Genomic DNA, 23,672 nt, shown 5'->3' with positions numbered 1-23,672 from the left:
CCGGCGAATCTTGCGGTCAGCCGCACCGGGCACTGGGTCCGAATACGCGCCGCTGGGGGGCGGTTTCGCTGGGCGGCGGACATGTGTGGGGGGAGAAATCCACATGACGTATACGGAACAGGACCCGGTCGGTGGGCGCGCCGGGACGGGGGAGGTCCCGGCGCGCCGCACACTGTGGCCGCTGGTCGGTGTCGCGGCAGGCCTGCTGGGCGTGGTGGCGACCGTCGGTTTCGACGTGCGGGCCGGGATGTCGGGCGGCGAGGTCGACAACATGACCATCGACCGCGTCGACGACGTCAGCGTGATGGCCGCCAGGCTGGGCTTCCTGACCGGTTTCGCCACGGTCGCCCTGCTGCTGGTCACCTCGGCGGCATGGCGGCGCCGGGTGGAGCCGCGGGTGCCGGGCAGTACCGCGGCCGGGGTGGTGAGCACCGGGCTGACCGCGGCCGCGGGCGCGCTGATCCTCGGCTACGGCTGGAAGGGCGCCATGTCCATCTACGGCGAGGGCGGCGACGAGTTCGGCGCCTTCGACCAGCAGGGCCGCTACGTCTACTACGTCCTGAACGACTTCGGCGGCTTCATCGGCTGGTTCGGTGTGCTGGTGGCGGCCGGCGGCGTGTGCTGGATGGCCTTGCGCGAGCGCACCGTCTCGCGCTGGATCGGCTGGGTCAGCGTGGTGACGGTCGCCGCACCCGTCGGCTGGTTCCTGATCAGCCCGGTGCCGGGGCTGTCGGCGCTCACCGCGCCGATCTGGATGATCGTCGTCTTCTCCGGACTCGCGTTCGGGAAGAGCACGGTCACGCGCTGAACCTGCGCGCGGGCACCCCGCCCCACCCCGAGCCCGCGTGCTGATTCCCCGTTCAGCGCGCGTCCGCGCCCGAGGTCGCCGGCCTGTCCGGCGCCTCGGGCGCTTTCGGCGTGGCGACGCCGAGGACGGCGACGGTGCCGAAGGCCGCGCAGACGAGCGCGGCGGCGGTGACGGCGCGGCGGAAGCGGGTGGGCACGGGGTATCTCCTCGGGGCAGGCATCAGAAGGCGAAGACTTCGGCGTGCACCCGGTCGGGCGGTACGCCGGCGCGGCGCAAGGCCCGGGAGGCCGCATCGGCCATGCCGGGCGACCCGCACAGGTAGACGTCGTGCTCGGCGATGTCCGGGACCAACCGGCGCAGGTTCGCCGCGGTCAGCGGATCGTCCGGGCCGCGCGAGGAACCCAGCAGATAGTGCAGCCGGCACTGCCGCCCGGCGGCGATCTGCTCCAACTCCGCGTGCAGGAGCAACTGGTCGCTGGTGCGCGCCCGGTAAAGCAGCGTCAGATCGCCGGGCCCGCCCGGCAGCGTCTCGAAGAGCGCCCGCAGCGGCGTGATGCCCGCGCCGCCCGCGATCAGCAGCACCTTGCGGCGCGTCCGCACCCGCGCCGTCATCGCCCCGAACGGCCCGGCCGCTGCGACCCGCACGCCCGGCCGCAGCCGCTTGACGCGCCGCGTGTGGCCGCCGACCACCTTCACCGTGATGCGCAGTGTGTCGCCGACCGGCGGTGCCGACAGCGAGAACGGCAGCGCGGTACGCCACAGCCGCCGGGTCAGGAACCGCCACCGGAAGAACTGCCCGGGCTCGGCCTGCAGTGCGGCGAGTGCGCGTCCGCGCATCACCACCGAGACCGTGTCCGGGCTTTCCGACCGGACGTCGACCACCCGGATCCGGTGCCGCAGCGCCGCGCGCAGCGGGACCGCGGCCCGGTACCAGAGGAGCAGTACCGCGACCTGGGCGTGCAGCAGCGACCACAGCCACGCCAGCACCGGGATGCCGGCGAGGTCCGGCCCGGCGGGCTGGTGGAAGAACGCCGCCGCCGCGCCTGCGTACGTCAGCAAGTGCACGCCGCGCCACGTCTCGTGGCTGACCCGGGCACGCACGGCACGCGCCGAGACCGCGCCCGCCGCGAGGAGCAGCACGGTGCCCGCGGTTGCGGCGGCGAGCGCCGGATAGCCGAGCAAGTCCGCGGCACCGCCGAGCGGTCCGCGGCCGGTGTGCGCGAGGTACGCCCCCCAGGCAAGCAGCGCATGCGCCGCGACGCCCCCGACGACGAACCGCCCGCCCCGCGCGTGCCAGCGCGCCAAGCGGTCGGCGCCCACGCCGTGTTCGACGGCCGGGACGCGGGCCATCAGGAGCAGCAGGACGAGGATCCCGTACCCGGCAAGCAGCCCGGCCAGGTGGGCGGCGGTCGCCAGAAGCACGTCCGCATCGGCGGAGGCGTTCGCCTGCACCGCCCAGAGCCCCACGACGGCCCCGCCGCCGAACAGCATTCCGAGGCGGAGGGCCTCGGGCGGGACGCGGGGAGGAGGGTCGCCTGGCATGCCTGCGACGCTAGCCGCGGAAGTCGCGCCGACCTGCGGAAAAGGCGTGTCCGGCGGAGTCCTTAGGGGCCATTTAAGAGGGGGCTGAGGCGGCGTTGACTTCGCCGGGGATCCGGCCCGGGCTGCGGGGATGTCGGAGCGGACCGGCATTCTTGGGGGTGCGGGGGTGGGCGGTCCGCCCGGCCGACCCGTGCCATCACGTCGACTCCGGGGGCTGTTCGTGACCTTTCCCGCTTCCCCTTCCGATGCCGCGCTGCGGCCGCATGCCGAGGATGCGTTCGCGGCCGAGCTCGCCGCGCTGGGCGGGGCCGACGACCGGCCGCGTCCGCCGCAGTGGAAGCTGTCGCCGTGGGCGGTGGCCACGTACCTGCTCGGCGGGACACTGCCGGACGGCACCGTGATCAGCCCGAAGTACGTCGGCCCGCGCCGCATCGTCGAGGTCGCGGTCACCACCCTGGTCACCGACCGGGCCCTGCTGCTGCTCGGCGTGCCGGGGACCGCGAAGACGTGGGTGTCCGAGCACCTCGCGGCGGCGATCTGCGGCGATTCGACGCTGCTCGTGCAGGGCACCTCGGGCACTCCCGAGGAGGCCATCCGGTACGGCTGGAACTACGCGCAGCTGCTCGCCCACGGGCCGAGCCGCGAGGCCCTCGTCGCCGGTCCGGTCATGCGCGCGATGGCCGAAGGCCGCATCGCACGCGTCGAGGAGCTCACCCGCATCCCCGCCGACGTGCAGGACAGCCTCATCACGATCCTGTCCGAGAAGACCCTCCCGGTGCCCGAACTGGCCGACGAGATCCAGGCGGTGCGCGGGTTCAACCTGATCGCCACCGCGAACGACCGGGACCGCGGCGTCAACGACCTGTCCAGTGCGCTGCGCCGCCGCTTCAACACCGTCGTCCTGCCGCTGCCGGCCACCGCGGACGCCGAGGTGGACATCGTCACCCGCCGCGTCGAGCAGCTCGGCAGCTCGCTGCAGCTCCCGAAGATCGACGCCGCCGAGGCCGAACTGCGACGCGTGGTCACGGTGTTCCGCGAGCTGCGCAGCGGGCTGACCGAGGACGGCCGCACCAAGCTGAAGTCGCCGTCCGGGACCCTGTCCACCGCCGAGGCGATCTCGGTGGTCACCGGCGGCCTCGCGCTCGCCGCGCACTTCGGGGACGGCGTGCTGCGCCCCGCGGACACCGCGGCCGGCATCCTCGGCGCGGTGGTCAAGGACCCGGCCGCGGACGGCGTCGTGTGGCAGGAGTACCTGGAGACCGTGGTCCGCGGGCGCGAGGGATGGCAGGACTTCTACCGGGCGTGCCGCGAGGCGGGTGCCGCCTGATGCCCGCCGCCGGGCGCGCCCGGCCGGTGCCGCACCTGCTGGGCGTCCGGCACCACGGACCGGGCTCGGCGCGCGCGGTCGGCGCCGCGCTCGACGCACTCGCCCCGGACATCGTGCTGGTCGAAGGGCCGCCCGAAGCCGACCTGCTGCTGTCGTACGCCGCCGACCCGGAGATGCAGCCGCCGGTCGCCCTGCTGGTGCACGCGGTGGACGACCCGGCGCAGGCCGGGTTCTGGCCGTACGCCGAGTTCAGCCCCGAGTGGGTCGCGGTCCGGTACGCGCTGGACCGGGGCGTCCCGGTGCGCTTCATCGACCTGCCGGCCGCCTGCTCGTTCGCGCTGGACCGGGCCCGGGCGGCGCTGTCCGTCCCGCGGCCGGGCGGCGGACCGGATCCGGCGGAGACCCCGGACGACACCGGCCCCGCGGTCCGCACCGACCCGATCGCCATGCTCGCCCGCGTCGCCGGGCACGACGACCCCGAGCGGTGGTGGGAGGACGCCGTCGAGCACCGCGCCGACCACCGCGACCCGACCACGCTCTTCGCGCTGCTCGCCGAGGCCATGACCGCGCTGCGCGAGGGCGCGGGCGGCGGTGCGGCGGCCTCGCCCGCCCTCGACGAAGCCGCCGCGCCGCCAAGCGTGTTCCCCGACCTGGAGGCGGCCCGCGAGGCGCACATGCGGCTGGCGGTGGGCACCGCGTACCGGCAAGGGTTCCGGAACGTCGCCGTGGTCTGCGGGGCCTGGCACGTGCCGGCGCTCGCCGCGGTCCGGCCGGCCGCCGAAGACCGGGCCGTACTGGCGCCGTTCGCGGCCTTCGGGCGCGGCGGGGTGCTGCCGCGCGTGAAGGTCGAGACGACGTGGGTGCCGTGGACGTACCGGCGCCTGGCGCACTCCTCCGGCTACGGCGCGGGCGTCGCCTCGCCCGGCTGGTACCACCACCTGTTCGCCGGCCACGACGCCGCGGGCATGCTGCCGCACTGGTTCGTGCGCATCGCCGACCTCTTCCGGGCCGCCGGGCGGCCGGTGTCGCCCGCGCACGTCATCGAGGCGGTCCGGCATGCCGAGGCGCTCGCCGCGCTGCGCGACCGGCCGCTGCCCGGCCTCGACGAGACCCTGGAAGCCGTCCGCGCGGTCATGTGCGACGGCGAGGACGGCCCGCTCGCCCTCGTCCACGACGACATCGTGGTCGGCGACCGCATCGGCACGGTGCCCGGCAGCGTGCCCGCGGTGCCGCTGCAGCGCGACCTCGCCCGGCTGCAGAAGACCCTGAAGCTGCACCCCGAGGCGGCCACCCGCGAACTCGAACTCGACCTGCGCAAGCCCTCGCACGCCGAGAAGAGCCGCCTGCTCACCCGCCTCGAACTCCTCGACGTGCCCTGGGGCGTGCCGTCCCGGGCGCGGCGCGGCACCGGCACGTTCCGCGAGGCGTGGTCGCTGACCTGGCAGCCCGAGCTGGCCATCCGGGTCGCCGAGGCCGGGGTGTGGGGCACCACGGTGCTGTCCGCGGCCACCAACCGGGCCGCCGAACTGGCCTTGCGCGCCGAGTCGCTGGCCGAGGTGACCGAGGTCGCCGAATGCTGCCTGCGGGCCGATCTGCCCGACGCGCTGCCGACCGTGATGCAGGTCCTGGAGGACCGCGCGGCGCTCGACTCCGACGTCGCCGGGCTCGCCGAGGCGCTGCCCGCGCTCGTCCGCGCGCTGCGCTACGGCGACGTGCGCGGCACCGACACCGCGGCCCTGGCCGCGGTCGTGGACGGGCTGCTGCTCCGCATCTGCATCGGGCTGGTCCCGGCGTGCGCCGGCCTGGACGCGGACGGGGCCCGCGAGATGCTCCGGCACCTCGACGAAGTCCACGACTGCACCGGGTTGTTGGCATCGGGCGAAGGCAGCCCCGACGATCTGCGCGCGTACTGGTTCGCCGCCCTGCTGCGCCTCGCCGACCGGGCCGACCTGCCCGGCCTGCTCACCGGCCGGGCCGTCCGGCTGCTCCTGGACAGCGGGCGGCTCACTGCGGAAGACGCCGGCCCGCGCATGTCCCGGGCACTGTCCCGCGGGACGCCGTACCGGGACGCGGCCGCCTGGATCGAGGGGTTCTTGTCGGGCGGCGGGCTGCTGCTCGTCCACGACGACGTCCTGCTCGGACTGGTCGATGCGTGGGTCGCGCAGATCCCCGCGGAGGACTTCACCGACGTGCTGCCTTTGCTGCGGCGTACCTTCTCCGGCTTCGCCGCCCCGGAGCGGCGCACGCTGGGCGAGCGGCTGCGCAGCCCGGCGCGCGGCGCGGCGGCCGGGCGGTCCGGCCGCGGTGCGGCGCCGTTCGACCTCGGACGCGCCGATGCCGCGCTGCCGCTGGTGGCGTTCCTGTTGGGCGGTCCGGCGCCGGGCGCCGCCGCGGAAAAGCCGGGAGGACGACCGTGAGCAGCCTCGGCCCTGACCCCGCCACCGACCTCGCCACCGGACCCGCAGCCCACCCCGCCGCCGAATCGCCCGCCGGACCGGCCGCCCTCCCCGACGGCGAGCGGCTGCGCCGCTGGCGCCTGGTCCTCGGCGGCGACGCCGACGGCACCGGCTGCGCCCTGGCCGGGCAGGACCGCCGCATGGACGAGGCGCTGGCCGCGCTGTACCGCCCGGCGCCGAGCGAGGGGCGCGGCAGCGGCGGGAGCGGGCAGCGCAGCGCGGGCCTCGGGGCGTCCGCACCCTCGGTGGCGCGCTGGCTCGGCGACATCCGCGAGTACTTCCCCAGCGGCGTCGTGCAGATCCTGCAGCAGGACGCCATCGAGCGCCTGGACCTGACCCGGCTGCTCCTCGAACCCGAGATGCTCGCCGCGGTCGAGCCGGACGTGCACCTCGTCGGCACCCTGCTGTCCCTCAACCGGCTCATGCCGGAGGCCACCAAGGACGTCGCGCGGTCCGTGGTCCGCCGCGTGGTCGAGGACCTGGAGCGCCGCATCGCGCAGCGCACCCGCAGCCTTGTGCAGGGCGCCCTGGACCGCACGTCGCGCGTGCACCGGCCGCGGCACCGCGACATCGACTGGAACGCCACGATCCGCGCCAACCTCAAGCACTACCAGGCCGAGTTCCGCACGGTCGTGCCCGAGCGCCTGGTCGGCTACGGGCGGCAGCGGCACGGCGTGCAGAAGGACGTCGTGCTGTGCATCGACCAGTCCGGCTCGATGGCCGCCTCGGTGGTGTACGCGTCGGTGTTCGGCGCGGTGCTGGCCTCGATGCGCACGCTCGACACCTCGCTCGTGGTCTTCGACACCGCGGTCGCCGACCTGACCGACCGGCTGAGCGACCCGGTCGACGTGCTGTTCGGCACTCAATTGGGCGGCGGCACCGACATCAACCGGGCGCTGGCGTACTGCCAGTCGCTGATCACGCGGCCCGCGGACACCGTGGTCGTGCTGGTCAGCGACCTGTACGAGGGCGGCGTACGGCAGGAGATGCTGCGCCGGGTGGCCGCCATGCAGCGGTCCGGCGTGCAGGTCGTGACGCTGCTCGCGCTGTCCGACGAGGGCGCCCCGGCGTACGACCACCAGAACGCCGCGGCCCTGGCCGCGCTGGGCAGCCCGGCCTTCGCCTGCACTCCCGACCTGTTCCCCGAGGTGATGGCCGCGGCGATCCAGGGGCTGCCGATCCCGGTCCCGGAGTAGCGCCCGGCGGCTCTTGGACAAGGGCGAGACGGGGGCGGGACGGGGACAGGACCCGGGCGGGTGACCTCACAGTGCGCCGCCCGGGTGGTGAGCGACGTGGCCTGTGCCACATCGCCCGGCCGCATTTTGGGGCGGAGCGTGCGCGAGCGTGCGGGGTGCGCAACCATGGATCGGGTGGAAACGGGACGTACCCGGCCTGGTGCGGGGCCGTCCCGGAACGGCGGCGCGACACGTCCGGGGGTGTGATCAAGCCCCCGGTTCAGCGCGGGCCGCTGTGCCGGTTAATCTGCAAGGCGGATCAGCTGCGCGTACGGACGCCGTCCACCAGGGTTCTGGGGGCGAGCCTTCCTGGCCTCCGCGGGACCCTCGTGGTCGACGAACGTGGCGCGAATGTCTTCCGACAAAAACCGCGATCACAAGGACGGACGCGCGTGGACCTGTTCGAGTACCAGGCGAGGGACCTCTTCGCCAAGCATGAGGTGCCGGTTCTTCCCGGTGAAGTCGTCGACACCCCGGAAGCCGCCCGTGCGGCGACCGAGCGCCTGGGCGGCAAGGCTGTCGTCAAGGCCCAGGTGAAGGTCGGCGGCCGCGGCAAGGCCGGCGGCGTCAAGCTGGCGTTCTCGCCGGACGAGGCCGTCGAGCGCGCCACCGACATCCTGGGCATGGACATCAAGGGCCACACGGTCCACAAGGTCATGCTGGCGGGCCTGGGCGAGATCGCGGAGGAGTACTACGTCTCCTTCCTGCTCGACCGGACCAACCGCACCTTCCTCGCCATGGCGTCCGTCGAGGGCGGCGTGGAGATCGAGGTCGTGGCCGAGGAGAACCCGGACGCGCTCGCCAAGATCGCGGTCGACGCCATCGAGGGCGTCACCGAGGCCAAGGCCCGCGAGATCGTCGAGGCCGCGAAGTTCCCGGCCGAGCTGCACGACCAGCTGGTCGACGTGCTGCAGCGGCTGTGGACCGTCTTCGTCGCCGAGGACGCCACGCTGGTCGAGGTCAACCCGCTGATCAAGTCCGGCGAGGGCAAGATCATCGCGCTCGACGGCAAGGTCACCCTCGACGAGAACGCGGACTTCCGCCACGCGGACCACGCCGCGCTCGAGGACAAGGACTCGGCCGACCCGCTGGAGGCGGCGGCCAAGGCCAAGGGCCTCAACTACGTCAAGCTCGACGGCGAGGTCGGCATCATCGGCAACGGCGCGGGTCTCGTCATGAGCACCCTGGACGTCGTCGCGTACGCCGGTGAGAACCACAGCAACGTCAAGCCCGCCAACTTCCTCGACATCGGCGGCGGCGCGTCGGCCGAGGTCATGGCGAACGGCCTGGAGATCATCCTGGGCGACCCGGCGGTCAAGTCGGTCTTCGTCAACGTCTTCGGCGGCATCACCGCGTGCGACGCGGTCGCCAACGGCATCGTGCAGGCCCTCGCGCTGCTCGAGAGCAAGGGCGAGGCGGTCACCAAGCCGCTCGTCGTGCGCCTCGACGGCAACAACGCGGAGCTGGGTCGTCAGATCCTGACCGACGCGAACCACCCGCTGGTCGAGCAGGTGGACACCATGGACGGCGCGGCCGACCGTGCCGCCGAGCTCGCGGCTGCGAAGTAAGGGAGCCTGAACCAGCCATGGCTATCTTCCTGACCAAGGACAGCAAGGTCATCGTCCAGGGCATGACCGGCTCGGAGGGTATGAAGCACACCCGCCGCATGCTGGCCTCCGGGACCAACATCGTCGGCGGCGTGAACCCGCGCAAGGCCGGCGAGAAGGTCGACGTCGACGGCACCGAGATCTCGGTGTTCGGCACGGTGGCCGAGGCCATCGAGGCCACCGGCGCGGACGTCACGGTGATCTTCGTACCGCCGAAGTTCACCAAGGACGCGGTGGTCGAGGCCATCGAGGCCGAGATCGGCCTCGCGGTCGTCATCACCGAGGGCGTCCCGGTGCACGACACCGCCCAGTTCTGGGCGCTGGCGGGCCAGAAGGGCAACAAGACCCGCATCATCGGCCCGAACTGCCCCGGTCTCATCACCCCGGGCCAGTCGAACGCCGGCATCATCCCGGCCGACATCACCAAGCCGGGCCGCATCGGCCTGGTGTCGAAGTCGGGCACGCTGACGTACCAGATGATGTACGAGCTGCGCGACATCGGCTTCTCGACCGCGGTCGGCATCGGCGGCGACCCGATCATCGGCACCACGCACATCGACTGCCTCCAGGCGTTCCAGGACGACCCGGACACCGACGCGATCGTGATGATCGGCGAGATCGGCGGCGACGCCGAGGAGCGTGCCGCGGCGTACATCGCCGAGCACATCACCAAGCCGGTCGTCGGCTACGTCGCGGGCTTCACCGCCCCCGAGGGCAAGACGATGGGCCACGCCGGTGCGATCGTGTCCGGCTCGGCCGGCACCGCGCAGGCGAAGAAGGACGCGCTCGAGGCCGTGGGCGTCAAGGTCGGCAAGACGCCGTCCGAGACGGCCCGCCTGATGCGCGCCATCATGGAGGGCTGACCAGCCCCCACCGCGTGAACGCGTACGCCCCCGCCGGACCTTCGGGTTCCGGCGGGGGCGTCGTGCTTTTCCGCGGACCGCCGCGCCCGGGCAACCCCGCGGCGCAGGCCGGCGTTTACCGGGTGGGCTCGTATACGGGGGCCACCGGGCGGACGGGAGACGGCGATGCGGAGACGTGGCGGCATAGGCGGCCGGGCAGCGGGCGGGGCGGCGGCGGTCGTCCTGCTCGCGACGGTGCTGGCAGGATGCGGGGACGACGACCCGAAGAGTGCGGTGCGAGCGGCCCCGAGCAGCTCGGCGCCGGCGTCGTCGGCCGCGCCGGAGCCTTCCGCATCGCAGAAGGACCCGGAATCTCCTGCGCCCGCCACGTCTGCGGCGGCCACAGCGTCCGCGACCCCGGCACCGACGACCGCCGCGCCGTCGAAGTCTCCTGCGCCTCCCGCCCCTTCGACGTCCAAGCCGCGCGTGCCCACCAAGCTGGCCGTCACCATTGCGCCGGCCGGCACGCGGATCGACCTGCGGCGGGGCGGGCCGGCCCAGGAGATCACCATCACGATGCGCAACGGCAACACGGTCGCCTATCCGCGCCTGGCGGTGATGTTCCAGATGGAGTTCATGATCAGCCACGTGAAGGGCGCCGACGACCAGGAGGGGATCGTCGTGGAGCGGTACGACGCGAAGGCCGGGGTGTGGCGCAACGTGCCGCTGCGGGTGGCGAACGACGCGTTCCCGTTCTCCATGGTGCCGGGCGGTTCGCCGCTCGCCAAGGACGAGGTGCGTGTCGAGCGCTACCGCGTCAGCGCGAAGAAGGAAGGGCCGGTCGGCACGGCGGACTTCATGGTCGAGGTCGTCGATCCCCTCTCGAAGAGCGAGGACATCGACGCGGCCCGGCCCGGCTACAAGGGCTACGACCTCACCGCGCGGACGTGACGTGCCGCTGCCAGCCGAAGTTCCCGTTGTCGGTGAACTGCCAGCCGAAGTTGCCGTTGTCGGTGGCGGAGGTGGTGACCGCGGCGGCCTTGAGGATGTATGCGGGCATGGCGAAGCTCCCTGAAGGATGGCTTGGGGTGGGTGCGGGCCGTGCGTCGGGGCGATCCGCGGTGTCGTCCCGGTGCCTGCCGGGGGTGCTCCCCTCCGGCTTGTGTTCAGCTTTGCCGCAGGTCAGGGGGCATGTCAGCAATCCGGAGTGGCCGGAAGCGGCCCTGACCTAAGCAGGCCATGAAGGCCGCTTCGGGACAGCGCGCGGGTGCCGGACGCACGGAGGGGCCGGCTCGTCCGAGCCGGCCCCTTCCGGGTGCGTCGGGTCGCAGGTCAGGTGGTGCGCAGGGATCCGGTGCCTCAGGCGCCCGGTGTGGCGGCCAGTAAACGCTCGTAGTAGTCCGGAACCAGTGGCGCTCCGCACGAGACGACGGTAATTCCGGCCAAAGAAGGCACCACGCGAGCGGCCCGCCGGCACAGCCGCAACGCGGCTTCCTCGGCGGCGAGCAAGGATTCTGCGGCGACGAATAGTCCGAGTACCGGGTGCGGCAGCGCTTGCGGGTGCAGGATGGTGTGTTCAAGGCCGTCGTCGGTTTCCGCCGCGGCGCTGATGAGGGCGGCGGTGCCGGTCGGCAACGCACCACCAGGGCAAGGCGCGAGCTGCGCGTGGATCAGATACATGACACGAGCGTGCGGGTACCGGGACACTTGTCATATCCAGGCAAGCTGGACGTTTGTGTCCTTGGCCGGTTGTGTCCTTGAATGCTCACGGACAGTCAGCTTCGGTATATGTGCCGGGACTCACTGTCATAATCCGACAGCCCGTGAACGTCGTACGGCTGGGGGAGCAGTGCTGCAATTACTGGGATTGGACGGCGACAGCGAGCGCGTCTACAAGGCCATGCTGGTGGCCCCGCAAGGCGGGGTGGCCGACCTGGTCAGCCGGACCGGGCTCGCCGACAAAGAGGTCCGCTCGGCGCTTGACCGGTTGAGCGAACTCGCCCTGCTGCGCGAGTCGTTCGAATATCCGGGCGAACTCCGGGCGGTCAGCCCCGAGGCCGGCATGGAGGTGCTGCTGGCCCGCCAGCAGGCCGAACTCGCGGCCCAGCAGCAGCGGGTCGCCGAATCCCGCGCGGCGGCCGCGCAGATGATCGCCGAATACGCGGACCTGCGGCCCAGTTCCGCGCAGCCGGACGTCGAGCAGGTGCTCGGGCTGGACCGGATCCGCGACCGGGTGGCCGAACTCGCCGCGAGCGTGCAGTTCGAGGCGATGTCGTTCTCGCCCGACGGTGCGCAGACCATGGAGAACATGGAGGCGTCCAAGCCGCTCGACCTCGATGTGCTGGGCCGCGGCGTCCGGATGCGCAGCCTGTACCTCGACAGCGTGCGGAACAGCCCGCCGAGCATCGCGTACGCGAACTGGCTTGCCGAGAACGGCGGGCAGGTGCGTACTGCGCCGTCGCTGCCGGTCCGCATGATCATCGTGGACCGCCGGGTCGCGATGATCCCGGTGAACGGGGACGACACCGCGCACGGCGCGCTGGTGCTGCACGGCCACGGCACCCTCACCGCGCTGTGCGCGCTGTTCGAGGGCATCTGGTCGTCGGCCCGTCCGCTGGGCGAGGTCGAACAGCGCGACACCCGCGGCCTCACCGCGCCGGAGCGCGAGACCCTGCGCCTGCTCGGCCAGGGGCTGACCGACGAGGCGATCTCCAAGCGGCTCGGCGTCTCGCCGCGCACCGCCCGGCGGATCGCCGCCGATCTCATGGAACACCTCGGCGCCCGCAGCCGCTTCCAGGCCGGCGTGCTGGCCGCGCAGCGCGGCTGGCTCGACCTCGACGCGGAGGGCTGACCGGCAGCGCCTGCCGCACGCGCGCAGTTGTCCACAGGTCGCGCAAAGGTGTGGATAACTTTCCGGTGCCTGCTGCTGCCCCGCGTACCGTGAAGTCTGGTGCGGGTGGCGGGTGCGGGAGCACACTGGCGTCCGCGTCCTTGGGCGGCGTGCCAGTGCGGAGGTCGGACCGACGGGGAAAGCGGGAGCTCGATGGCGGGCAATCGCGCGGGCAGGGTCGTCGCGGCTGCGGCGGTGGGTGCCGTCCTGATGCTCGCCGGATGCTCGCCCGGGGGTGGGAAGGGGAAGTCGGCCTCGCCTTCCGGATCGGTAGCGCAGGGGAGTTCGCCGTCCGCCGGTGCAGCGCTGCCGAGCGGGTCGCCGGTGCCGTCGCGGAGTCCTTCGGGTGGCGGTGTGCCCGCCGGGACTCCGTCCTCGGCCTCGTCGTCGGCCCAGGGGGCCGGGGGTTCGCCGCCGGCTCCGGTCGCGTCGCGCATTACGCGGGGTTCCGTGGTCGTGCAGCCCCCGGGCGGGTTCACCATGTTCGACATCGATGCGGACGCGCCCGGCGGCCGGATCGATCTGGTGCGCGGCGGTCCTCCCGCGGAGTTCACGGTGCGGGCGTACAACGTCCTGAGCGGTCGGTACGACCGGTTCGGAGTGTCCGTCACGCTTCAGGGCCGCCCTGCGGGCGGCGGTGGCGGGTTGGTGCTGGAGCGCTTCGATGCGGAGTCCGGGGCCTGGCGAAATGTGCCGGCGGTGGCCGTGACCAGGGCCGGAACCGCCCTGGCAGGCTGGGAGTTCGCGGTCGGCGAGTCGGACATCGTCCGCGGCGTACGGTGCCGGTTGGGCGCCGGCAGCGGGGCTGCGGCAGGCAGCAATGTCCTGGTGGTCGGCCTACCTTCGCTCGGCGGCGGGAGCGGGAACGACGGCGGGATCATGCCGAAGGCCAATGAGGATTTCCTGGCGCTGACCGTGGTCTGAGCACGACGGCCGAGGAATTGACGCTTGACGAGATGGACAACCTGGTTCACTATTTCGACAACAGAGTTGTCCATCTGCAGGAGAGCGAGAAACCGTATGACCGTCATCCGCGCCGCCGAAGCCCGCCGCACCGAGACCCCTTCCGCAGTCATGACCACCCTGGTCTCGCCGAGCCAGGGCGACAGCGACCAGGCCATGTGGCGCGTCGACGCCGCGGCCGGCAGCGCCGGTCCGCTGCACACCATCAGCTGCGCGCAGGTGTGGACCTTCATCGCCGGCGGGGCGACCGTCGAGATCGACGGCACCCGGCACGAACTGGCCGCCGGCGACACCCTGGTCGTCCCGGCCGACATCCCGCGGCAGGTCACCGCCGACCCGGACAGCGGCTTCGCCGCCGTCTGCATGGGATCCGGTGCCTCGCGCGCCGGAGTGGTCGGCGGCGACACCATGCCGCTGCCCTGGGCCCAGTGAACCGGGGGCGGTTCCGGCGCCAGAGTTATCCACAACTTGCGTACGACTGTGGATAACTCTGGAGTTGGACGTGGCCGGGTGGGGCATGATGGCCGCGTGACTGAAATATCCGCGCGGTCGCCGCGCATCACGCACCTGGCTTGGGACGAGCTCGACGCCGAAGGGCTGGGGCGGCACAAGGACTTGAAGGCGTATCCGGGCGGCGGGCGCGCGTGGGACTGGGACGAGACCGGCACCCGGCACTCGCCGGGCGTGCAGATTGCCGACGTCGAGGAGCTCCTGGAGCACGGCTGCGACATCGTGGTGCTGAGCCGCGGTATGGACCTGCGGCTGGAAGTGCCCGCGGAGACCACGGATTTCCTCGATGCCAAGGGCATCGAGTGGCGGGCGCTGGAGACCCGGGAAGCGGTCGCCGCGTACAACGAACTGGCCGCCGCGGGGCGGGCGGTCGGAGCGCTGGTGCATTCGACCTGCTGAGCCCCTGCCCGACGCGGCCCGGAGGCCGGTCCTGCCGCGCAGGCGTCAGCGCCTGTACTCGGTGATGCGGTCGACCTGGTCGTCGTCGTTGTAGCTCAATTCGAACGCCGCCTTGGCCAGCGTCCCGTCGGCGACCTTGGCGAGGAACTCCTTGGCACCGATGACCTTTTCCTCGGTCAGCCCGAACGCATCCTCGCCGCGGATCCGCACGTCGGGCGCCAGCGGGACGTCGCGCAGCGGCGGGACCGACTCGGTCCCCGGACCGACGCGTGCGCTGTCCACGGACAGGAAGGTGCCGCCTTCGCGGTTCGTGGTGCCCTTCAGATAGACCAGTTCGCGGCGGCCGTCCGGGATCTGCGCGGCCTTCGCCTTCGTCCGACCGATCTTGAATTCCGCCTTCGGGACCTGGGCGACGGCCACCGGGATGCCGGCCTCCTGGCGGGCCTTGATGGACGCCTGGACCTCGGCGCGCTTGTCCGGGAGTTCGCTCGGGGTGGCCATCTCGGCGATCGCGAAACCGCCCAGCGCCACCGCCGCGGCGGCCACGAGGCCGACCAGGACGCCGGTGCGCACCCGCGCCCCGGCCCGCACGGTCGATGCGGCGTGCAGGTGGGGCCGGTAGCGCCGGGTCAGGTCGTCCATGACCTCGGAGAGCCGCTCGTGGGCCTCGGGGCCGTACGGATTCGGGCCGGTGAGCTCGCCGACCCGGCGGGAGAGCTGGTAGTTCGCGGTCTCGATGCGGTCGACCGTCGAACTGGTCGTCGCCTCGGTCTCCGCGGCGATCTCCTCGGGCGGCAGCCCGAGGTGGTGATGCAGCACGATGACCCGGCGGCGGTGCGCGGGCAGGCGGCGCAGTGCGCGCAGGAGCGCGACGTCGGCGGACCAGATGCGGTCGTCGCCGCCCTTGTCGGTGCTGAGGTCGGGGACGGCGGAATGTGCGGGGGCGTCGGCCGCGGGGACGTCGGCGTCCGGGGCGGGGGCGGGCGCGGGAGCGGAGGCGTTCTCGGAGTCGGAGCCGGGAGCGGGCCCGGTGCCGACGGACGGCTCCGCGGCGGGCTCTGCGGCGGGGGAGTCCGCGGGTTCGGCCGGGGGTGTCGCGGCTGCAGCGCTGAGCTTGGGGACGGCGGTGCCGTTCGCCTTGGCCGGCACGGCGGTGCCGTCGGCCTTCGCGGCCGCCGGACGCTCGACGCGGCGCTTGCGGCCCTTCTTCTTGCTGCGGTTGTCCTTGGTGGGCTTCTTGGCCTGCGGCGTCGGTGCGGCGGCGGAGTCGGTGGCTTCGGTGGCTTCGGCGGCCTGGACCGGCACGTCGGACGGGGCCGGTTCGTCGGGCTGGGTCGCCTCGACCGGCTCGACCTGCTCGAAGGCCTCGACCGGCGCGGCGGGTTCGGCGGGGTCAGCGTTCTCGGCTGCGGGCACCGGCGGCTTCTTGTCCGCGGCCGTCTCGGCCGGGGCATCGCGGCGCACCTTTTTCGCGATGCGGTCGATGGGAGGTATCCATCCGGCGATCTTGTGCTGCGCGCGGTGCAGGTGGTCCAGGGCCAGGTCCGCGGCGACCATCCGCACCCACGACTCCGGCTGCGGCAGTTGCGAGACGGTGTCCCAGTCCGCGTAGGCCCGTGCGTACGCCTTGTGGGTGACGTGTGCGGCCCGGTGCGGGCTCGCGGTCAGCAGGTACACGTGTCTGGCGACGTCCGGTGCCGTCCTGTCGTAGAAGGCGTCGAAGGTCGCGTTGTCCATGCCTGCCGCACTCCCCGTCTCTCGATCCGCCGGTCCCGTCGTGCGGTTGCTCGCGTGCCGGACCGTGCGGAACGGGACGGGTGGAGCATCCGCCTGCGCGATCGGATACCCCATCGGGCGATTAGTAATGCAATATTTCGCATCAAAGATGATCAATAGCGTTGGGAATCGGCCGACACGGGCGGAGCGAAGGCCATATACCGGGCGGATCGCCCATTCGTTGGCAGCATGAGTGATCGTGAGCGACACCCCCGTACCCGCGCTGCCCGCCCATCCCGCAGCGGCCGAACCGGTGCAGCTGCACGACCGCATCGGCCCGGCCGCCGCCGCCTCGGACGCCTCGCCCGAGGCGGCGTCCCAGACCCCGCCCGAGGCCCCCGTGGACGCCTCGCCGGAAGCCCGGGCCGAGGAGCCCGACGAGATCCCGGGCGAAGTCCCCGATCCGGCCCGCGCCGAGCGCAACGCGGACCTCCGCGCGACGCTCGACGGAGCCTTTGCCGGCCTGACCGCCGCGGGCCTCGGTCTCGGCATCGCCGTCGCGCCGGTGCTCGCCGCGGTGCTCGCGGACGCGTTCGGCGGCGGCTTCACCGATCCCGGCGACATCCTGCGCACCGCCGGGCAAGTGTGGTGCGCGGCGCAGCGCGTCGGCCTCGACGTCGCGGGCGAGGCGCCCGGCGCCGCGGTCCGGCTGGGCATCGTGCCGCTCGGGGTGACGGTCCTGCTGGTCCTCGTGCTGGTACGCGCGGGCCGGCGCTGCGCGGCCGCGGCGGCCGCGGCGGACGGCCGCCCGGGGCCTGCCGGGGGCGCGCGTTCGGTCACCATCGCGCTCGCGGCCTGCACGGCGGTGTACGCGGCGCTCGCGTACGGGATCGCGGTGGTCTCCGGCACGCCCGCGATCCAGCCGGTGCGCGAGCGCGCGCCGGTGGCGGCCGGGCTGTTCGCGCTCGTCTTCGCGGCGTACGGAGCGCTGCGGGCCGGGGCGTACCGCGAGCTGCCGGACCGGATGCCCCGTCAGTGGGCGGACCGCCTCCGCCCGTTCGCCGCTCCGGCGCGGACGGCGCTGCGCGCCGGAGCAGCCGGGGCGTGCGTGCTCGCGGCCGGCGGTGCGGTGATCGTCTGCGCGGCGCTGGTCGTGCACGCGGGCGAAGTGGGCGCGCTGCTGGACCGGGTCGCCACCGGGACACCGGACGCACTGGCGGTGGCGCTGCTCTGCGTCGCACTGATGCCCAACGCGGTGATGTGCGCCGTCGCGTACGCCTCGTGCGCCGGGTTCATGGTGGGAGTCGGTACGACGGTGGCCCCTGCCGAGGTGACTCTCGGCGCGGTCCCCGCACTGCCGCTGTTCGGTGCGCTCCCCGCGGCGGCTCCGGCCTATGGCTGGGCCGCACTTGCCGTTCCGGCCGCCGCCGGGATCGCTGCGGGTCTGCTCGCGGCGCGCGGCGGCCAGGCCGGACGGTTGTGGACGGCGGTCGGTTCGGCCGCCGGCGCAGGTGCGGTGACCGGCCTACTGGCCGGAGTCGCGGCCTGGATGGCGACCGGTGCGGCGGGCGCGAACCGCCTGACCCGCATCGGCCCGCACGTGGCGGCGACCGCGGGGGCGGTGGCCGCGGAGGTGGCGGTGGCCGCGATGCTGACCGCCGCGGCGGCGGGCTGGTGGCGCTGGCGCGGAGTCCGCGCCGCGGCCTGCCTGGAGACGGTCGCCGTCCCGGTCCCCGAGCAGGCGACGCGCTGAGGCACGCCGGGGCGGGAAGCACCTCGGCAGCGGCGGGCCGGACCCGGGGGGGGGGCCCCCCCCCCGGGGGGGGGGGGGGGGGGCCCCGGGGGGGGGGGGGCCGCCGGGGACACGCCGCCGGGGGCCCCCCCCCCGCCCCGGCCGGGGGGGGGGGCGGACACCGGGTCCTGCTTCGCCGTCTAGTAACCGCCGTCGGAGAGTCCCGCGTCTTCCTCGGTCTCGTTTCCGCCGGTGGCCTGCTCCCACAGGTACGAGGCGAGGAACTTCGTGTAGCCCTCGCGCGCCCATTGCTGGGAATGGCGCTCTTCGTGGTGCAGGAGCCGGTCCAGGTCCAAGTTGCCCTCGTACGGGCCCTTGTCGCCGTCGTACCAGGCACTGCCCGACTTCGCCACGTCGCGGAGCTGCTGCGCCGGATCCTTCGGGTCGTCGATGTTCAGCATGAATATGTCGCCCCAGGCGGTGCCGCCGTTCTGGCTGAACTGGTCCTGGATGAAGTTGCCGCCCAGGCCCATCAACATGCCGTTCGGGGTGGTCACCAGCCGGCCGCCGTTGCCGTGCACGAACGACACGTCTTCCTTGTAGCTCCAGTCGTTCTTGCCCTGCCGCTCGATGATCCGCCGCAGTTCGTCGGATCCGTACGGGGTGGGCGCGAAGTCGCCGCCGGGGCCGTAGTCGGTGCCCGCGTTCAAGACGTACGTCATCTGCACCGCCTTGGCCGCGTCGGCGCCGCTGAGGTCGGTCGGCAGCAGGAAGAACGACTTGTAGATCCCGTCGCCGTCCTTGTCCTCGCGGATCTCTTCCAGCCGGTCGAGGATCGCGAAGTCCTCGGGCTTGATCTTGTGGTCGGAGACCATCTTCTTGATCGTGTCGATCGACACGCCCCGGTTGACGGCATTCTCGAGCCACTGCCGGTACTTGCCGGACACAGGCGGCCCGGTGAGCAGTCCGGCATCGCGCAGCGACTGCTCCATCTCGGCCACCTTGGCGTCGAGCACGCCGCCCTTCTCGGCGGCTGCCAGCGTGGTCGCTCCGTGGTCGCTGATCTTGCTGTCCTGCGCCAGTTTCATGACCAGGGCCAGCGCGGTGTCGATGTTCTTCGCCGCGGTGAGTATCGCCGCGGTCTCCTGCTCCACCTGCGTCTTGATCGTGGCCCGGTGCCGCGCGGTCTCGGCGCGGTCCTCCGCCTCGTACCGCGACGTCGGCGGGGGGTCGGCGGGCTTGTCGTCCACCAGCGAGCCGTTGTCGGCTATCCGGAACTGGTAGGTGGCGGCGAGGGAATCGTTGTTGGCGACCCGGGTCTTGAGGGTGGTGACATCGTCCGACGCGTGCTGCAGGGCGCGTTCCACGGCGGACAGTTCGGCGACCATGATCTCGGCCTTGTTCCGCGTGGTGCCCAGCGAGTTGCGGGCCCCCTCGCCTGCGGCGCCCTTCCAGTCGGGCAGGCGCCGTGCGTCGTCGAGTTCGTCCTGCAGCCCGGTGAGCTTGTCGCGCCGCCCCCGCAGGTTCTTGGCTGCGGTGTCGAGTGCCTTCGCGTCCCAGGCGCGGACGTCGTGGTAGCCGATGCTCATGGCCCGAACGCCCTTTTCGCCGCGTCCTCGTTCTCCGCGTACGACTTCGCCGAGGCGGCGACCGATTCGCTCCACCGGTCGATCTCGCCGGCCCACGTCTTCGCACGCTGGTCGAACGCCGTGGACAGGGCCGGCGCTGCCGCAGCCGAGTCACCGCCCGGTATCGCCGTCGCGACCGCCTCCAGGCCGTCGCCCGGGTTGACCACTCTGGCCTGGTCCGCAGCGGAGTCCGCTGCCTTGGCGGCCGATTGCAGTTGACGTATCTGGACTTCGTATCCGCTCACAGTCTGTGACCCCGTTCGGTGTCGGATATCGGCCAGCACTGTACTGGAGTTCGAAATCTGCCACGCCGGTTCGCGTGGCGCCAGAAGCCCGCGGAACGCGGAACGGGCTGCCCACGGCGCGTCGTTCGGACGCGTTGCCGTGGACAGCCCGGGCCGGCCGCCGAGTTCGCTCAGATCGTGGTGCGGTCGATCTCGTCGATGATGTCGCGCAGGTAGCTGGGCAGTTCCTGCTTGCACTGGTCCTGGGCGACCTTCGTCAGGCCCGCGTCCATGCAGTCGTAGTAGTCCTGGTTCGCCCAGCGCATGCTCCACACGCCCAGCACCCAGACCACCGCGATCGCGCCCGTCACCAGGCCCACCATCGCGCCCGCGGGACGCGGGGTGCCGCGGTTCGCGGCGGCTGCGCCCGGTGCCGCCGAGGCGGGTGCGGGACGCGCGCGCCGGCGGCTGCGGCCCGGCGTGCGGGCGGTGCCGCCCGGGCCCTCCTCGACGCGCGGGCCGACCTCGGGCGCCGTGGTGCCGCGCATCGCGCGGAAACCGAGCACGGCAGCCGCGATGCCCATCACGAGCCCGGCTTCCTCCCAGAAGAACAGCGCGAAGAACAGGCCCCAGACGCCGAGCCACAGGGCGATCCGCGCGTTGCGCTTGCGCGGGTCGGCGGGCGTGCGCTCCTCGTCGTCGCGGCGGTCCCGCTCGCGGTCCCGCCGGTCGTTCGACCGCGGGTCGCCCCACGGACCGCCGCCGGAGCCGCCGCCCGAACCCCCGGACTCCCCGGAGCCGCCCGAGCCGGAACCGCCCGAGCCCTGGCCCCCGCCGGAACCCGGCAGGTTCCACGGGGCGGCCGGCGGGCGGTCGGGCGCGTCTTCCGGCGGCGGGGCGTACGGGTCCCGCTCGTCGGTCTCGTTGCCCGTGCTCATGTATCTGCCGCCTGCCCTCATCGTGCCGGATCCCCAAAGGGCACCCGCTCCCAAAGCCTTGTGCGCGCGCGTCCCGCGGCCTCCCGCGTCGCCGTGCCTGGCGTCGTCCAGCAGAGCGCCCAACCTCCGTGCCCCGGGCCGGACCTCCGCGGGCCGGCCGATGCGAATCATGGACCCGGGGCGGAACCCCGGGGGTGTAGCCGTGCCGGTGTACCACTCACCGGGCGCGTTTCGTACCCCGGATCGTACGTGTGCGCACCCGCGCCGCTCCGGGCGGTGGCGGCTCCGCACCGGAACCGGCGGCGCCGGGCCGGGCCGGCTCCGGTCCGGGGCACTGCCCGGGTTCGGTGCCGTACACCACCTGACGCTATCGTTGCTGACGATCGGGCGCTGCCCGCGTGTTCCCCGTATGTCCCGCCGGAATCCCCGGACGGGAGAAGAAGGAGCCGCGCGGCGCCGCCGCGCCCCGGTCCGATCCACCGTTCGCGCCCCACGTTCGGAAAGAGCCCCGCAGTGGCCGTTCACGCCCCGCGCACCCCCGGGCCCGCGCGGCTCGTCGTACTCGTCTCCGGCTCCGGGACCAATCTGCAGGCGCTGCTCGACGCCGCCGAGGACCCCGCGTACGGCGCCGAGATCGTGGCCGTCGGCGCGGACCGCGGCGACATCGCTGGCCTGACCCGGGCCGAGAAGGCCGGGCTGCCGACCTTCGTCGTCAGGGTGTCGGAGTACGCCGACCGGGCCGACTGGGACCGCGCGCTGGCCGACGCGGTCGCCGCGCACGACCCCGACCTGGTGGTCTCGGCCGGCTTCATGAAGATCCTCGGGCCGCAGTTCCTGGGCCGCTTCGAGGGCCGCACCGTCAACACCCACCCGGCACTGCTGCCGTCCTTCCCCGGCGCGCACGGCGTGCGCGACGCGCTCGCGTACGGCGCGAAGATCACCGGCTGCACGGTCCACTTCGTCGACGCGGGCGTCGACACCGGGCCGATCATCGCGCAGGGCGCGGTCGCGGTCGAGGACGCCGACGCGGCGGACGGCGGCGACGCGCTGCACGAGCGCATCAAGACTGTCGAGCGCACTTTGCTCGTCGACATCGTGGGCCGCCTCGCCCGCGAGGGATACCGCATTGAGGGAAGAAAGGTCTTCTTCGGATCATGAGCAGCCCCGAGAGCTCCCCGAACAAGCGTCCGATCCGCCGCGCGCTGGTCAGCGTGTACGACAAGACCGGGCTTGAGGAGCTCGCCCAGGGGCTGCACGCCGCCGGGGTCGAACTCGTCTCGACCGGCTCCACCGCGGCGAAGATCGCCGCCGCCGGGGTGCCGGTGACCAAGGTCGAGGAGCTGACCGGCTTCCCGGAGTGCCTCGACGGCCGCGTCAAGACGCTGCACCCGCGCGTGCACGCGGGCATCCTCGCCGACCTGCGCCTCGAATCGCACCGCGCGCAGCTCGCCGAGCTCGACGTGGCGCCGTTCGACCTGGTGGTGGTCAACCTCTACCCGTTCGAGGCCACCGTCGCCTCCGGCGCGACCCCCGACGAGTGCGTCGAGCAGATCGACATCGGCGGCCCGTCGATGGTCCGCGCGGCCGCCAAGAACCACCCGTCGGTCGCCGTGGTCACCAGCCCGGACCGGTACGCCGATGTGCTCGCGGCGACTGCCGACGGCGGCTTCGAGCTGGCCGCCCGCAAGCGCCTGGCCGGCGAGGCGTTCGCGCACACCGCCGCCTACGACGTCGCGGTCGCCTCGTGGTTCTCCAGCGGCTACGCGCCCGCCGACGACGAGCAGTTCCCGGCCTTCCTCGGCTCCGCCCGGGAGCGCCAGGCGGTGCTGCGCTACGGCGAGAACCCGCACCAGGCGGCCGCGCTCTACGCGGCGCCCGGCGGCGGCGGCCTGGCCGGTGCCGAGCAGCTGCACGGCAAGGAGATGTCGTACAACAACTACGTGGACACCGACGCGGCCCGCCGCGCCGCGTACGACCACGAGGCGCCCTGCGTGGCGATCATCAAGCACGCCAACCCGTGCGGCATCGCGGTCGGCGCGGACGTCGCGGAGGCGCACCGCCTCGCGCACGAGTGCGACCCGGTCTCCGCGTTCGGCGGCGTCATCGCGGTCAACCGCCCGGTCTCCAAGGCGATGGCCGAGCAGGTCGCGGAGATCTTCACCGAGGTCATCGTGGCCCCGGACTACGAGGAGGGCGCTCTGGAGGCGCTCGCCACGAAGAAGAACATCCGTGTGCTGCGCGCGCCCGAAGCGCCGTCCGCCCCGGCCGAGTTCCGGCAGATCGACGGCGGCCTGCTGCTGCAGCAGCCGGACCGCTTCCAGGCCGACGGGGACGACCCGGCGAACTGGACGCTGGCCACCGGCGAAGCCGCCGACGAGGCCACCCTGCGCGACCTCGTCTTCGCCTGGCGCTCGGTGCGCGCGGTCAAGTCGAACGCGATCCTGCTGGCCTCCGGCGGCGCGACCGTCGGCGTCGGCATGGGCCAGGTCAACCGGGTGGACTCGGCGCGCCTGGCGGTGCAGCGGGCCGGCGAGCGGGCGCTCGGCTCGGTCGCCGCGTCGGACGCCTTCTTCCCGTTCCCGGACGGCCTGGAGGTGCTCACCGCGGCCGGCGTCAAGGCCGTGGTGCAGCCGGGCGGTTCGGTGCGCGACGAGCTGGTGGTCGAGGCCGCCAAGGCGGCCGGGGTCACCATGTACTTCACGGGGACGCGCCACTTCTTCCACTGACCTGTGAATCTCCGGTCTCGGAGGTCCTGATCCGCGGCCGGTCCGGCCGCGGACCGGGGTGAGCACCGAGGGCCCGGGGCCCCCCCCCCGGGGCGGGCCGCGCGGCGCGGCCCGCCGGCGCACCCCCCG

General features: G+C 73.2%; 22 protein-coding genes. 14 read left to right on the top strand and 8 right to left on the bottom strand.

All coding sequences use genetic code 11. The features are described from left to right. Positions 1-103: 103 nt before the first annotated feature. Entirely contained in the window at positions 104-808 is a 705-nt protein-coding gene (locus LZ495_RS22890) for a hypothetical protein (RefSeq protein ID WP_235054720.1), read from the top strand. 52 nt (positions 809-860) lie between these two features. Here LZ495_RS22890 and LZ495_RS22885 read toward each other — a convergent pair whose 3' ends face one another. Further along, complete coding sequence (locus tag LZ495_RS22885) at positions 861-1,004, bottom strand: hypothetical protein (protein ID WP_235054719.1); 144 nt, start codon at positions 1,002-1,004, stop codon at positions 861-863. A gap of 23 nt (positions 1,005-1,027) precedes the next feature. Continuing rightward, positions 1,028-2,350, bottom strand: coding sequence for a ferredoxin reductase family protein (locus tag LZ495_RS22880; RefSeq protein ID WP_235054718.1), 1,323 nt, complete (start codon positions 2,348-2,350; stop codon positions 1,028-1,030). A 130-nt stretch (positions 2,351-2,480) separates the two neighbouring features. Here LZ495_RS22880 and LZ495_RS22875 point away from each other — a divergent pair, with 130 nt between their 5' ends. The 6 genes from LZ495_RS22875 to LZ495_RS22850 all read left to right on the top strand — a co-directional run bounded on the left by LZ495_RS22875 (position 2,481) and on the right by LZ495_RS22850 (position 10,768). Next, positions 2,481-3,677 carry an ATP-binding protein gene (locus tag LZ495_RS22875; protein ID WP_372498630.1) on the top strand — a complete coding sequence of 399 codons (1,197 nt, stop codon included), beginning with the start codon at positions 2,481-2,483 and terminating at the stop codon, positions 3,675-3,677. Further along, positions 3,677-6,094, top strand: a complete 2,418-nt coding sequence (locus tag LZ495_RS22870; RefSeq protein ID WP_235054716.1) for a DUF5682 family protein — start codon at positions 3,677-3,679, stop codon at positions 6,092-6,094. Before LZ495_RS22875 ends, LZ495_RS22870 begins: the two co-directional genes overlap by 1 nt. Then, the gene (locus tag LZ495_RS22865; protein ID WP_372498629.1) at positions 6,091-7,329 is read left to right on the top strand and encodes a VWA domain-containing protein; all 1,239 of its coding nucleotides are present in this window, start codon (positions 6,091-6,093) and stop codon (positions 7,327-7,329) included. Before LZ495_RS22870 ends, LZ495_RS22865 begins: the two co-directional genes overlap by 4 nt. 431 nt (positions 7,330-7,760) lie before the next feature. Further along, the gene (gene sucC, locus LZ495_RS22860; RefSeq protein ID WP_235054715.1) at positions 7,761-8,936 is read left to right on the top strand and encodes an ADP-forming succinate--CoA ligase subunit beta; all 1,176 of its coding nucleotides are present in this window, start codon (positions 7,761-7,763) and stop codon (positions 8,934-8,936) included. Positions 8,937-8,953: 17 nt separating this feature from the next. Beyond that, on the top strand, positions 8,954-9,838 hold the full coding sequence (sucD, locus tag LZ495_RS22855; protein WP_235054714.1) for a succinate--CoA ligase subunit alpha: 885 nt from the start codon (positions 8,954-8,956) through the stop codon (positions 9,836-9,838). A 465-nt stretch (positions 9,839-10,303) separates the two neighbouring features. Beyond that, on the top strand, positions 10,304-10,768 hold the full coding sequence (locus LZ495_RS22850) for a hypothetical protein (RefSeq protein WP_235054713.1): 465 nt from the start codon (positions 10,304-10,306) through the stop codon (positions 10,766-10,768). Here LZ495_RS22850 and LZ495_RS44145 read toward each other — a convergent pair. Then, complete coding sequence (locus tag LZ495_RS44145; protein WP_268823208.1) at positions 10,752-10,877, bottom strand: hypothetical protein; 126 nt, start codon at positions 10,875-10,877, stop codon at positions 10,752-10,754. The two genes, LZ495_RS22850 and LZ495_RS44145, sit on opposite strands and share 17 nt — an antisense overlap. A gap of 299 nt (positions 10,878-11,176) precedes the next feature. Then, positions 11,177-11,497, bottom strand: coding sequence for a hypothetical protein (locus tag LZ495_RS22845; RefSeq protein WP_235054712.1), 321 nt, complete (start codon positions 11,495-11,497; stop codon positions 11,177-11,179). Between the two features lie 169 nt (positions 11,498-11,666). On the opposite strand from LZ495_RS22845, the gene LZ495_RS22840 reads away from it, so the two are divergent. The 4 genes from LZ495_RS22840 to LZ495_RS22825 all read left to right on the top strand — a co-directional run bounded on the left by LZ495_RS22840 (position 11,667) and on the right by LZ495_RS22825 (position 14,579). Further along, the gene (locus LZ495_RS22840) at positions 11,667-12,668 is read left to right on the top strand and encodes a LuxR C-terminal-related transcriptional regulator (protein WP_235054711.1); all 1,002 of its coding nucleotides are present in this window, start codon (positions 11,667-11,669) and stop codon (positions 12,666-12,668) included. A 489-nt stretch (positions 12,669-13,157) separates the two neighbouring features. Continuing rightward, positions 13,158-13,631, top strand: a complete 474-nt coding sequence (locus tag LZ495_RS22835) for a hypothetical protein (protein ID WP_235054710.1) — start codon at positions 13,158-13,160, stop codon at positions 13,629-13,631. A gap of 96 nt (positions 13,632-13,727) precedes the next feature. Next, positions 13,728-14,102, top strand: a complete 375-nt coding sequence (locus tag LZ495_RS22830; protein WP_235054709.1) for a cupin domain-containing protein — start codon at positions 13,728-13,730, stop codon at positions 14,100-14,102. 96 nt (positions 14,103-14,198) lie between these two features. Beyond that, a complete protein-coding gene (locus tag LZ495_RS22825; RefSeq protein WP_235054708.1) occupies positions 14,199-14,579 on the top strand; it encodes an Mth938-like domain-containing protein in 381 nt (126 codons plus the stop codon). A gap of 45 nt (positions 14,580-14,624) precedes the next feature. Here LZ495_RS22825 and LZ495_RS22820 read toward each other — a convergent pair whose 3' ends face one another. Further along, positions 14,625-16,316, bottom strand: coding sequence for a sigma factor-like helix-turn-helix DNA-binding protein (locus LZ495_RS22820; RefSeq protein ID WP_235054707.1), 1,692 nt, complete (start codon positions 16,314-16,316; stop codon positions 14,625-14,627). 238 nt (positions 16,317-16,554) lie between these two features. Here LZ495_RS22820 and LZ495_RS22815 point away from each other — a divergent pair, with 238 nt between their 5' ends. Beyond that, on the top strand, positions 16,555-18,048 hold the full coding sequence (locus LZ495_RS22815) for a cell division protein PerM (protein WP_235054706.1): 1,494 nt from the start codon (positions 16,555-16,557) through the stop codon (positions 18,046-18,048). Between the two features lie 179 nt (positions 18,049-18,227). Here the strand turns inward: LZ495_RS22815 and LZ495_RS22810 are convergent, their stop codons facing one another. The 3 genes from LZ495_RS22810 to LZ495_RS22800 form a co-directional block, all read right to left on the bottom strand. After that, complete coding sequence (locus LZ495_RS22810; protein WP_235054705.1) at positions 18,228-19,616, bottom strand: WXG100 family type VII secretion target; 1,389 nt, start codon at positions 19,614-19,616, stop codon at positions 18,228-18,230. Next, positions 19,613-19,900 carry a hypothetical protein gene (locus LZ495_RS22805; protein WP_235054704.1) on the bottom strand — a complete coding sequence of 96 codons (288 nt, stop codon included), beginning with the start codon at positions 19,898-19,900 and terminating at the stop codon, positions 19,613-19,615. Before LZ495_RS22805 ends, LZ495_RS22810 begins: the two co-directional genes overlap by 4 nt. A gap of 170 nt (positions 19,901-20,070) precedes the next feature. Then, a complete protein-coding gene (locus tag LZ495_RS22800; RefSeq protein WP_235054703.1) occupies positions 20,071-20,817 on the bottom strand; it encodes a hypothetical protein in 747 nt (248 codons plus the stop codon). Between the two features lie 513 nt (positions 20,818-21,330). Between LZ495_RS22800 and purN the strand changes: the two genes are divergently transcribed. Continuing rightward, on the top strand, positions 21,331-21,975 hold the full coding sequence (purN, locus tag LZ495_RS22795; RefSeq protein WP_235054702.1) for a phosphoribosylglycinamide formyltransferase: 645 nt from the start codon (positions 21,331-21,333) through the stop codon (positions 21,973-21,975). Next, positions 21,972-23,543, top strand: a complete 1,572-nt coding sequence (gene purH, locus LZ495_RS22790; RefSeq protein ID WP_235054701.1) for a bifunctional phosphoribosylaminoimidazolecarboxamide formyltransferase/IMP cyclohydrolase — start codon at positions 21,972-21,974, stop codon at positions 23,541-23,543. The genes purN and purH overlap by 4 nt, the downstream gene beginning before the upstream one ends. Positions 23,544-23,672 lie beyond the last annotated feature (129 nt).

It is taken from the genome of Yinghuangia soli, assembly GCF_021502675.1.
Taxonomy (GTDB): Bacteria; Actinomycetota; Actinomycetes; order Streptomycetales; family Streptomycetaceae; genus Yinghuangia; species Yinghuangia soli.
This window is presented reverse-complemented; position numbering and strand designations above follow the sequence as displayed.

Bases quoted from the DNA above. Each gene is read 5' to 3' on its own strand.
- LZ495_RS22830 (WP_235054709.1), top strand. From the start codon at position 13,728: ATGACCGTCATCCGCGCCGCCGAAGCCCGCCGCACCGAGACCCCTTCC.
- LZ495_RS22800 (WP_235054703.1), bottom strand. From the start codon at position 20,817: ATGAGCACGGGCAACGAGACCGACGAGCGGGACCCGTACGCCCCGCCG.
- LZ495_RS22875 (WP_372498630.1), top strand. From the start codon at position 2,481: ATGTCGGAGCGGACCGGCATTCTTGGGGGTGCGGGGGTGGGCGGTCCG.
- sucD (WP_235054714.1), top strand. From the start codon at position 8,954: ATGGCTATCTTCCTGACCAAGGACAGCAAGGTCATCGTCCAGGGCATG.
- LZ495_RS22845 (WP_235054712.1), bottom strand. From the start codon at position 11,497: ATGTATCTGATCCACGCGCAGCTCGCGCCTTGCCCTGGTGGTGCGTTG.
- LZ495_RS22870 (WP_235054716.1), top strand. From the start codon at position 3,677: ATGCCCGCCGCCGGGCGCGCCCGGCCGGTGCCGCACCTGCTGGGCGTC.
- LZ495_RS22810 (WP_235054705.1), bottom strand. From the start codon at position 19,616: ATGAGCATCGGCTACCACGACGTCCGCGCCTGGGACGCGAAGGCACTC.
- LZ495_RS22820 (WP_235054707.1), bottom strand. From the start codon at position 16,316: ATGGACAACGCGACCTTCGACGCCTTCTACGACAGGACGGCACCGGAC.
- purH (WP_235054701.1), top strand. From the start codon at position 21,972: ATGAGCAGCCCCGAGAGCTCCCCGAACAAGCGTCCGATCCGCCGCGCG.
- LZ495_RS22880 (WP_235054718.1), bottom strand. From the start codon at position 2,350: ATGCCAGGCGACCCTCCTCCCCGCGTCCCGCCCGAGGCCCTCCGCCTC.
- LZ495_RS22890 (WP_235054720.1), top strand. From the start codon at position 104: ATGACGTATACGGAACAGGACCCGGTCGGTGGGCGCGCCGGGACGGGG.
- LZ495_RS44145 (WP_268823208.1), bottom strand. From the start codon at position 10,877: ATGCCCGCATACATCCTCAAGGCCGCCGCGGTCACCACCTCCGCCACC.